Raw genomic sequence first — 10,684 nt, 5'->3', positions numbered from 1 at the left:
TTCAGATAGCGATTCAACGTCAGACTCAATCTCCGATTCAGTTTCAGATAGTGACTCAACGTCAGATTCAATCTCCGATTCAGTTTCAGACAGTGATTCAAATTCAGGATATTTACCTAAAACTGGTGAAGAATCAGGAGATTCTTTGACTGAAATTGGAACTTTACTTACAACCCTGACAATGCTTCTTGTAGCTATTGGAGTTAAGAGAAAGAGAAAAGAAAATTGATGATCAAGGATCTATAACGACATTTACTTTTTAATTAAGCATTAATTAGTTAACCTAAATAGTATATTTGTTAGATATAATCTTAATTTAACAATATTTAGCCCATTGTGAAAAATTATTTTCACTTTTCAATGGAGTACTTCTTATAGGAGCAGCATATTATGAACTACTGGATAACAAAGTTGTCCTCAATAAATCCGATTGATGAAATCAACGAACCACTTTTCATTGTTAATAGAATGGTAGCGGAAGCAGCCAGAACCATCGGTTTTAAAGAAATTAATTACGTACCTTTTGTTAATTTGCAAAATAATAGAAGCCGTCGTACCAATTTAATTGAATCAATGATAGCTCCAGTGGAGGAGGGAGACGTTGTTGTTATACAGCTACCTCTGTGGATTCAGTTTAATTTTCAAAATGAATTAATTGATAGGTTAAAACAAAAAAAAGATATAAAAATAATTGGTTTTATTAATGAAGTGATTACATATAATGATAATAAACCATATAATCCTGAATCAGATTTTTTTCTCTCTCAGATGGTTAAATTTGATTTACTTGTTACTTTAAATGAGCAAATGTCCGAAATGTTAAGACGGGATAATGTTACAAAGCCAATGATTCCAATGATAATCAATGACTTTTTATCTCAGAAAAGGATTTATGAAATGAAGCTTTCAAAACAACTTATTTATATTGTTGAACATCCTATTCCTAATTTTGAAAATATAGTAGAATTTAAAACACCACTAGCTATTTATGGACAATCTTTACCTAACTCATCTATTTCAAGTTCTGTCACTTTTCGTTCAATTGATACATTTGAGGAGCTCCCTTATCATTTGAAAGGTGGATTTGGTTTAGTTGATATTCCGGAAATGTATGATTCGATAAAAGAAAAAAGAAATCTTTCTCAAAAATATAAAAATTCAATGTCTATGTCTATTTTTCTTGCATCTGGTATACCTCTAGTTGTATTAGAAGATAGTCCATATGCTACTTGGGTTTTGAAGAATAAAATTGGTATCGTCGTGCCCGATTTGGCAAGTATTGATACTATTATAGAAAAAATGACAGAAGCGGATTATCAAATTATGTTAGAATCAGTAATTAGAATACAGGGAGCGGTAGCATCGGGGCTCTTTACCAAACGTGCTCTACTTAATGCTATAAGAACATTAGAACTAGGTTATGAGGACAATGTTTATAAAGGAATCGGAGAAACAGAATAATGACTAATTGGGTTCTACGTTTAGAAGGGGAACAACCTTCAGATAACCGTTATCTTGCAGTACAAAATCTTTCGACAAGTGCTTCAAATGTTGGGTTTAGAGAGATTAATTATATTCTTTATGATGATTTAGCAAATAATAGTACTCGTCGTGCGGAAATAATTGAAGGGCTTTTTTCGCAGGTAAAGCCTGGAGACATAGTACTCTTACCTTTTCCGCTTTATATTCTAGCAATGAATTTTCAAAAAGAGTGCATTGATTTTTTGAAAAAAATGAAAAATGTCAAGCTGATAGCATTTGTTCTTGATTTACATACTTGGTTGTATAAAGGGGATTATAATCCAAAAACAGATTTTTTATTGGAGCAACTTCGAACTTTTGATCTATTGATTGTACCGACAAAAAAATTTGCAGGACGTTTAAAAAAAGAAGGAGTTTCAACCCCAATGCTAAGTTTTGATTTTCTTGATTTTATTTATAATGGGCCAATTAAAACAAAAAACTGGAAACAAAAAATTTATATAGCAAGTGGTAGGGCTATTTCTTTGAAAAATTATCATGGAAAAACCGATATAGTGGTGATAGGAAGCAGCAATAGTACTAGAGAAAATATTACTGTTTTACCACATAGAAAAGCAATTGAATTACCTCAAATATTTGATGGTGGATTTGGAGCAGTCGATCTCATTAACAATGTTACGACAAATACAAATAATTATGATTGGGACAGTTATTCTGCTTACACTAGCCCTTCCAAGCTCTCGTTATATTTGGCTTCCGGTTTACCCGTCCTAGTTCGATCAGATAGTGCAGTAAAAGAATTAGTTGAAAGAGCAGGGATAGGGTTAATAGTTGATGATCTTAACGATATTGATAGGGTATTTGAAAAATTAAATGAAAATGATTATCAAAAAATATTGAAAAAAGTGGCTACATATCAACGTGCTGTTTCAACGGGATACTTTGCCCAACGCGCGCTATTAGAAGGGGTGGCTTTTCTAACTCTGGGAATAAATGATTCTATTTCTTAAGACTAGAATGTAAATAATAGTTAATGTTATAGAAAACTGGTTTATGATAAACAAAGAAAGATTTCAAGAAGATTACATCTTGAAATCTTTCTTTTATGAAACAGAATTTATAAGGACTCTATACTTTTTTATGTTGATTATTACAATCTGCCAGTTGTACCTATTTTATGATCAAGATAATATAAAAGATAGCAAAATTATATTCTAAAGTGTTAGGGGATCAAAAGTTAATAAAATTTTCTTTGATGAATTATAAACATGAGTAATAGTAATAATGAGGATAAAAGGCATCCTCTAGTTCTGCAGAGACTCGCATGGAAAAAATATTTGTCTTTTTACTATGTAATTAGGTTAACCTACTGGAATATATTGAACCCTATTGACAAGATGTGCTATAATAGATAAATATACTACTTCAAGGAGAAGATTATGACAACTATTGATTTTAAAGCCGAAGTTGAAAAGCGTAAAGACGCTTTGATGGAAGATTTATTTAGCCTTTTGCGCATTGATTCTGCAATGGATATGGAACATGCAGATGCTGAAAATCCATTTGGTCCTGGTCCAAGAAAAGCATTGGATGCATTCTTGAAGATTGCTGAACGTGATGGTTATACAACTAAAAATTATGATAATTATGTTGGACATTTTGAATACGAAAATGGTGCAAGTGATGATGCAGAAGTTCTTGGAATTATCGGTCACTTAGACGTTGTTCCTGCAGGTTCTGGTTGGGATTCAAATCCATTTGAACCAGAAATTCGTAATGGTAATCTTTATGCTCGTGGAGCATCTGATGATAAAGGTCCAACTGTTGCATGTTACTATGCCCTTAAAATCTTGAAAGAACTCAATCTTCCATTAAGCAAAAAAATCCGTTTTATCGTTGGAACAAACGAAGAAACTGGTTGGGCAGATATGGATTACTATTTTGAACATTGTGAATTGCCATTGCCTGACTTTGGTTTCTCACCTGATGCTGAATTCCCAATTATCAATGGTGAAAAAGGAAATATTACAGAATATCTCCATTTTGTAGGCAAAAATGATGGAGAAGTTGTTCTTCACAGCTTTAAAGCTGGTCTTGCCGAAAATATGGTTCCAGAATCTGCAACTGCAGTAATTTCAGGTGCTAAAGATTTACAAGCTGCACTTGAAAAATTCGTAGCTGAACATGCAAGCAAAAATCTTCGTTTTGACCTTGAAGAAAGTGCTGGAAAAGCGACAATTACACTTTATGGTAAATCAGCACATGGTGCGATGCCAGAAAAAGGTGTAAATGGAGCAACTTACCTTACTTTATTCTTGAACCAATTTAATTTTGCTGGTGGTGCTGCTGCTTTCATTAAAGTTGGAGCTGAAAAACTTCTTGAAGACCATGAAGGTGAAAAATTGGGAACAGCTTATGTTGATGAATTAATGGGTAATACTTCAATGAACGCTGGTGTTTGGTCATTTGATGAGAATTCTGAAGGTAAAATCGCGCTTAACTTCCGTTTCCCACAAGGAAATAGTCCAGAACGTATGCAAGAAATTCTTGCTAAACTTGATGGTGTTGTTGAAGTTGAACTTTCAAAACACCTTCATGTTCCACATTATGTTCCAATGTCAGACCCACTTGTATCAACATTAATTGATGTTTATGAAAAACATACAGGCCTTAAAGGTTATGAAACAATCATCGGCGGTGGAACATTTGGACGTCTTTTAGAACGTGGAGTTGCCTATGGTGCGATGTTTGAAGGGGAACCTGATTCAATGCACCAAGCTAATGAAATGAAACCTGTTGAAAATATTTATAAAGCGGCAGTAATTTATGCTGAAGCAATTTATGAACTTACAAAGTAATTTATAAAATTAAAGAGTTTAGTGACTAAACTTTTAAGGGTTTAAAAATCTGGCATAATTTGCCAGATTTTAACCTTTTATTCCATAAATAGAGGTGGAAAAATGGTTTTTGGAACAGGTGTTGATAATGTAGAGCTTTCTCGAATTCAAAAAGCACTGACACGTTCTGAACGTTTTGTGGAACAGGTTCTTACGGCAGTGGAATTAGAAAAATATAATAGTTTTCAATCTACCGCTCGTAAAACTGAATTTCTTGCGGGACGTTGGGCAGCAAAAGAAGCTTTTTCTAAAGCTTACGGTACGGGATTTGGTAAGGCTTTGGGCATGCATGACCTTGAAATCAAAAATGATGAATTAGGAAAACCCTATTTTACTAAACATCCTTTTGATGGACAGGTTCATTTATCTATCTCGCATAGTAATTTAGAAGCTGTTGCTTTTGTTGTTTTGGAAAAGAATTAAGAAGTAATAAAAATTTTTGCTTAAACTAGAGGAAGGTTTAAAAGATGAAAACTTCTCCACATCGCAATACGTCAGCCATTGTTGACTTAAAGGCGATTAGAAATAATATTGAAAAATTTAAAAAACATATTCACCCTAATGCGGAAATTTGGCCAGCAGTGAAAGCAGATGCTTATGGTCATGGCTCGGTTGAGGTTTCTAAAGCGGTGAGCGATTTGGTAGGCGGTTTTTGTGTATCAAACCTTGATGAGGCAATTGAATTACGGAATCATTTGGTAACTAAACCGATTTTAGTTTTATCAGGAATTGTTCCAGAAGATGTTGATATTGCAGCTGCTCTTAATATCAGTCTTACTGCCCCAAGTTTAGAATGGTTAAAATTGGTTGTTCAAGAAGAAGCAGAACTTTCAGATTTAAAAATTCATATTGGTGTAGATTCTGGTATGGGTCGGATTGGGATTCGGGATGTTGAAGAAGCAAATCAGATGATTGAACTTGCAGATAAATATGCGATTAATTTTGAAGGGATTTTCACTCACTTTGCGACCGCCGATATGGCTGATGATACAAAATTTAAAGATCAACAGGCAAGATTTAACAAAATTATGGCCGGCTTATCACGTAAACCAAAATTTGTTCACTCAACTAATACGGCCGCCGCTTTATGGCATAAAGAACAGGTTCAAGCTATTGAACGCTTAGGTATTTCAATGTACGGCTTGAATCCAAGTGGTAAAACTTTGGAACTTCCTTTTGAAATCGAACCTGCTCTCTCTTTAGTTTCTGAATTGACTCATATTAAAAAAATAGCCGCAGGCGAAACAGTTGGTTACGGTGCAACTTATGAAACAAGTGAAGAAACATGGATTGGAACTGTTCCAATTGGTTATGCTGATGGTTGGACTCGTCAAATGCAAGGCTTCAAAGTGTTGGTAAATGGAGAATTTTGTGAGATTGTTGGTCGAGTTTGTATGGATCAAATGATGATAAAACTTGATAAATCTTATCCTCTAGGAACAAAAGTTACCCTGATTGGTCGTGATAAGACTAATGAAATCACGACGACAGATGTTGCTGATTGGCGTGGAACGATAAATTATGAAGTGCTTTGTTTACTTTCTGATAGAATCAAACGAATTTATAAATAAAATGAAAAAAACTGTATTTTTGCAGTTTTTTTCATTTAGGTTAAAAATGAATTAATTCCTAATCTTTTCCTCATGATACCCTTTACAAATTGTCTTTTTATGGTAAAATATAATTAAGATATAAATGAGAAAGCCATAAGAAAAAAATGAGGTGAACACTATGATAAAAATATACACAGTAGCATCTTGTAGCTCTTGTAAAAAAGCAAAAGAATGGTTGGAGAAACAAAATCTTGCTTACCAAGAAATAAATTTGGTTACGAGTCGAATTTGTAAGGAAGATATATTAGAGATTTTAGCATTGACTGAGGAAGGAACTGGAGATATCATTTCTAGAAGAAGTCAAGCTTATCAACGATTAAATATTGATTTTGAAACGATTAAATTAAATAATTTGATTCAAATAATTGAAGAAAATCCAACGCTCTTACGTCGACCTTTAATTGTCGATCATAAGCGACTACAAGTTGGTTACAATGATGATGAGATTAGAAAATTTTTACCAAGAAAAAAGAGAGAGATTCAAATTAAAGTGGCAACAGAAGCTTCTTATAATTTGGATATTGAAGAACAATTTCATGAAGGATAATTCAGTAGTTAGGCTACTGAATTTTTTCTATATAAAGCAAAATAGTTTATTATTTTAGAGAAAAAAAGTAGAATTAAGCTAAAGTGTTGTATCATGAGTACATTTTAAAGATCTATTAATAATTAGGAGGCTAAAGAATGTTTGATTATATTATTATTGGTGCCGGACCCGGTGGACTAGGATTAGCTTATCGTTTAAAGACTAAAGATAACAAAATCGGAATTATTGAGAATGATAAATGGGGAGGAACTTGTCCAAACTATGGTTGTGACCCAACAAAAATGATGATGGCAGTTGTCGAAGCCAAAAGTCGTGTCGAACAGTTAAAAGGGCAGGGTATTTCTGGTGAATTAAACATTGATTGGAAAGGGCTGAAAAGTCGTAAACTAAATATTACTGACCCTTATGAAAAATCAACTTTTACTGGTTTGAAAAATGCTGGAATAGAAACAATATATGGCAGTGCCGCTTTTAATGATCAAGGAGAGCTTGAAGTTGAAGGGAAAACTTATCAAGCTAAAACTTACATTATCGCAACAGGAAGCCGTCCACGTCTTTTAGATATTGCTGGAAAAGAATTTTTAAAAACAAGTAATGATTTTTTAGCGCTTGAAGAATTTCCCGCTCAAATCAGCTTTTTAGGGAGTGGGCCAATTTCATTAGAACTGGCTCAAATTGCTAAAGCGGCTGGAAGCGATGTTACTATTATTTCACGTAAAAAAGCGAGAGTTGCTCATTTTGATGAAGAAATGGGGCAAGAATTTATTAATTACCTTAAAGCTCAAGGTATTAAATTTATCGAGGATATTTCTGTAAATAAAGTCGAAAAAGTTGCTGACGGATTTTTACTGACTGACGGGACTGATTTTGAACATAAAACAGATTTAGTGATTGCGGGAGTAGGCCGTCAGCCAAATAGTGATAAGCTAAATTTAGAAAAAGTAGGTGTCGAAACGGATGCTAAAGGTATCAAGGTAAACGAATATTTACAAACAAGCAATTCTAAAATTTATGCGATGGGAGATGTACTTTCTAAAAATCAACCTCATTTGACGCCTGTTTCTTCTTTTGAAGGAGCTTATTTAGGTGAAAATTTAGTTAAGGATGAACCGCAAAAAATTGCTTATCCAGCAATTCCTACAATCATTTTTGGAACGGCAAAACTGGCTGAGGTTGGCCATTTGGCAGGTGAGGGGATTCATACCAAGACTTTAGATTTAAGTTCTTGGTATACTTATAAAAGAATTAATGACCCCTTGGCAAAATTAAAAGTTGCACTCAATGAAAAGCGAGAAATCGTGGGGGCATCAACGGTAAGTTCAGTGGCTGATGAAGTGATTAATTTAATTAATATTTTAATTCAACAAAAAATGATTTTGGCGGATGTTGAAAAAATGATTTTCACTTATCCAACAGTGGCTAGTGACTTAGAATATTTTTACTGACAGAAAATAAATTACTACCGACATTATAATAGTAGAAACAATAAGTTACGGCAGAATAAATTTTTTACTGACAGACTTTATTTTCAAGCTGTCAGTAAATTTTACTGATAGAAATGAGGACATTCATGATTGAATTCCAGAATGTGTCCAAGGCTTTTGCTAACAAAAAAATTCTTGATCATGCTAATTTTACAATTAAAGACCAAGAGTTTTTTGTGTTAGTGGGGCCGAGTGGAAGTGGGAAAACGACTACTTTAAAAATGATTAATCAATTAGTCACTCACAGTGAGGGAAAAATATTAATCAATAAGGAAGAAATATCAACGGCAAATTTACGAAAATTGCGCTTATCTGTGGGCTATGTGCTGCAGCAAATTGCTCTCTTTCCTAATTTGACTGTTTCAGAAAATATTGCTTTAATTCCTGAAATGAAGGGGTGGGATAAAGCAAAAATTGCTGACAGAACCAATGAGCTACTTGATTTAGTTGGTTTGAATCCTAAAGATTACGCTCAACGCCAACCTAGTGAATTATCAGGTGGTGAGCAACAGAGGGTAGGAATTTTACGAGCCATTGCCGCAAATCCCAAAATTGTCTTAATGGATGAACCTTTTTCAGCACTTGACCCAATTTCACGACGTCAGTTACAAATATTTATCAAAGACTTACAGAAAAAAATGAATTTAACAGTGGTCTTTGTGACACATGACTTAGATGAAGCGCTCTATTTAGCTGACAGAGTCGCTGTAATGAATGATGGATTAATCCAACAAATTGCTGAACCAGCAGATATCTATCAACATCCGGCAAATGATTTCGTTAAAACATTTTTTAAAGAATACCGTCAGAATTTATCAACGGTTTCTGTTGAAAATTTATTACTGACAGAGCTGTCAGTAAATCCAGAAGCGCAAGAAGTTGCTGACAATACGGCTATTTCGGAAATAATTAATCGTCTTTCTGATAAGGAAGTTTTAAAATACAAGGGCAAGTCAATTTCCTCAGATGATATTATATGCTATATCGCAGGAGGTGACAAATGAATCAGCTAATTTCAACTTTTCAAAGCCAGCAAGGCCAATTTTGGCAGGCGCTTTTAGAACATATCCAGATTTCATTAATTTCAATTTTTATTGCAATTCTGATTTCGATTCCTTTAGCTTTATTGTTACGACGTCTTCCCAAAATTGCTGAACCAGTTTTGCAAGTCACTGGAATTTTTCAAACTATACCTAGTTTGGCACTGCTAGGACTCTTGATTCCATTCATCGGAATCGGAAGTTTACCAGCAATTGTCGCTCTTGTTGTTTATGCGATTTTCCCTATTGTTCAAAATACTTATACTGGTTTAGAGCAAATTGAACCTTCTTTAATCGAAGCTGCAACAGCATTTGGGATGAATCGAAGAGAACGATTGATGAAATTTGAGCTCTCATTAGCGATGCCCTTTATCATGGCAGGAATTCGGACGAGTACAGTTATGGTCATTGGTACCGCAACACTAGCTGCTTTGATTGGTGCTGGAGGCTTAGGGAACTTTATTCTGCTCGGAATCAATATGAATGATGTTTCATTGATTTTAATTGGAGCAATTTCATCAGCACTTTTAGCGATTATTTTCAGTAGTCTTTTAAAATTTTTAGAAAAAGCCAAGATAAAAACAATTCTCATCAGTTTTTTCATTGGCTTACTCGTTCTTGGAGGCTCTTATTATCGACCTCAAACTTCTAATCATCCACAAATTACAATTGCTGGTAAATTGGGAGCAGAACCTGATGTTTTGATTAACATGTATAAACTAATGATTGAAAAAGATAGTAATATTCGCGTGAACTTAAAATCTAATTTTGGTGATACCACTTTCTTATATAATGCTTTGAAAGCTGGAAAAATTGATTTATATCCTGAATTCACAGGAACCATTACTTCAACATTTTTGAAAGATCCAGTGAGTTCAACTGATCCTAATGTCGTTTGGCAAAAGGCAGAAGAAGGAATAAAAAAACTTAATCAATTTACATATCTGTCCCCAATGAAATTTCAAGATACATATGCAATTGCCGTCAAATCTGATTTTGCTAAAGAGCATCAGCTCACCAAAATTTCTGATTTAGCGAATGTTTCAGGTTTAACTGCAGGCTTTGACGTTGAGTTTGCTAATCGTTCAGATGGAAATATTGGTTTGAGAAAGCTTTATGGTCTTGATTTAAATGTCAAAACCATGCAAAATAGTTTAATTTATAAAGCACTAAATTCTGGTGCTGTGAATGTCGTTGAGGTTTATTCTACTGATAGTCAAATCAAGCAATATAATCTGACTGTCCTGAAAGATGATAAAAATCTTTTCCCACCTTACCAAGCAGCACCATTGATGAAAGAAAGTTTATTAAAAAAATATCCTGAACTCAAAAAGATTCTCAATAAACTGTCAGGAAAAATTACTGACCAAGAGATGATTGAGATGAATTATGATGTTAATGTCAAACAAGAAGATGCTGCAAAAGTAGCAGAAAGATATTTGAAAGCTAAAGGATTGATTTAAAAGAAAAAGTCATTTTATAATGGCTTTTTTGCTTTAGATGATAAGAAAATCTAAAAGCGCGTGTAAAAGTGCAAGAATATGATGTTTTGGTGCTTTAGTGAAAGAGTAGCCTACCACTTTTGGTGGGCTTTTTTGTATTCTAAAAGTCTTGTTTTTAA

10 protein-coding genes are annotated in these 10,684 nt (G+C 33.8%); all 10 read left to right on the top strand.

Features of this window, described 5'->3' with window-relative positions:
* On the top strand, nt 1–229 hold a 229-nt coding region (locus IAE51_RS11875; RefSeq protein WP_200095633.1), incomplete at its 5' end, for an LPXTG cell wall anchor domain-containing protein.
* A gap of 161 nt (nt 230–390) precedes the next feature.
* Complete coding sequence (locus IAE51_RS11870; RefSeq protein WP_200095632.1) at nt 391–1,461, top strand: hypothetical protein; 1,071 nt, start codon at nt 391–393, stop codon at nt 1,459–1,461.
* Nucleotides 1,461–2,492, top strand: a complete 1,032-nt coding sequence (locus tag IAE51_RS11865) for a hypothetical protein (protein ID WP_200095631.1) — start codon at nt 1,461–1,463, stop codon at nt 2,490–2,492. The genes IAE51_RS11870 and IAE51_RS11865 overlap by 1 nt, the downstream gene beginning before the upstream one ends.
* Before the next feature lie 429 nt (nt 2,493–2,921).
* Complete coding sequence (pepV, locus tag IAE51_RS11860; protein WP_143458830.1) at nt 2,922–4,340, top strand: dipeptidase PepV; 1,419 nt, start codon at nt 2,922–2,924, stop codon at nt 4,338–4,340.
* 102 nt (nt 4,341–4,442) lie between these two features.
* Nucleotides 4,443–4,802 carry a holo-ACP synthase gene (gene acpS / locus IAE51_RS11855; protein WP_021468491.1) on the top strand — a complete coding sequence of 120 codons (360 nt, stop codon included), beginning with the start codon at nt 4,443–4,445 and terminating at the stop codon, nt 4,800–4,802.
* A 44-nt stretch (nt 4,803–4,846) separates the two neighbouring features.
* On the top strand, nt 4,847–5,950 hold the full coding sequence (alr, locus tag IAE51_RS11850; protein ID WP_003132601.1) for an alanine racemase: 1,104 nt from the start codon (nt 4,847–4,849) through the stop codon (nt 5,948–5,950).
* Nucleotides 5,951–6,110: 160 nt separating this feature from the next.
* The gene (locus IAE51_RS11845) at nt 6,111–6,539 is read left to right on the top strand and encodes a Spx/MgsR family RNA polymerase-binding regulatory protein (RefSeq protein WP_058203616.1); all 429 of its coding nucleotides are present in this window, start codon (nt 6,111–6,113) and stop codon (nt 6,537–6,539) included.
* 137 nt (nt 6,540–6,676) lie between these two features.
* Nucleotides 6,677–7,984 (top strand): NAD(P)/FAD-dependent oxidoreductase, encoded by a 1,308-nt coding sequence (locus IAE51_RS11840; RefSeq protein WP_058206784.1) that lies wholly within the window; start codon nt 6,677–6,679, stop codon nt 7,982–7,984.
* 125 nt (nt 7,985–8,109) lie between these two features.
* Complete coding sequence (locus IAE51_RS11835; protein ID WP_109990758.1) at nt 8,110–9,027, top strand: ABC transporter ATP-binding protein; 918 nt, start codon at nt 8,110–8,112, stop codon at nt 9,025–9,027.
* The gene (locus IAE51_RS11830; protein ID WP_200095630.1) at nt 9,024–10,526 is read left to right on the top strand and encodes an ABC transporter permease/substrate-binding protein; all 1,503 of its coding nucleotides are present in this window, start codon (nt 9,024–9,026) and stop codon (nt 10,524–10,526) included. The genes IAE51_RS11835 and IAE51_RS11830 overlap by 4 nt, the downstream gene beginning before the upstream one ends.
* The last annotated feature ends 158 nt before the right edge of the window (nt 10,527–10,684 follow it).

Source organism: Lactococcus sp. S64 (genome assembly GCF_016516525.1).
Taxonomy (GTDB): domain Bacteria; phylum Bacillota; class Bacilli; order Lactobacillales; family Streptococcaceae; genus Lactococcus; species Lactococcus lactis.
This window is presented reverse-complemented; position numbering and strand designations above follow the sequence as displayed.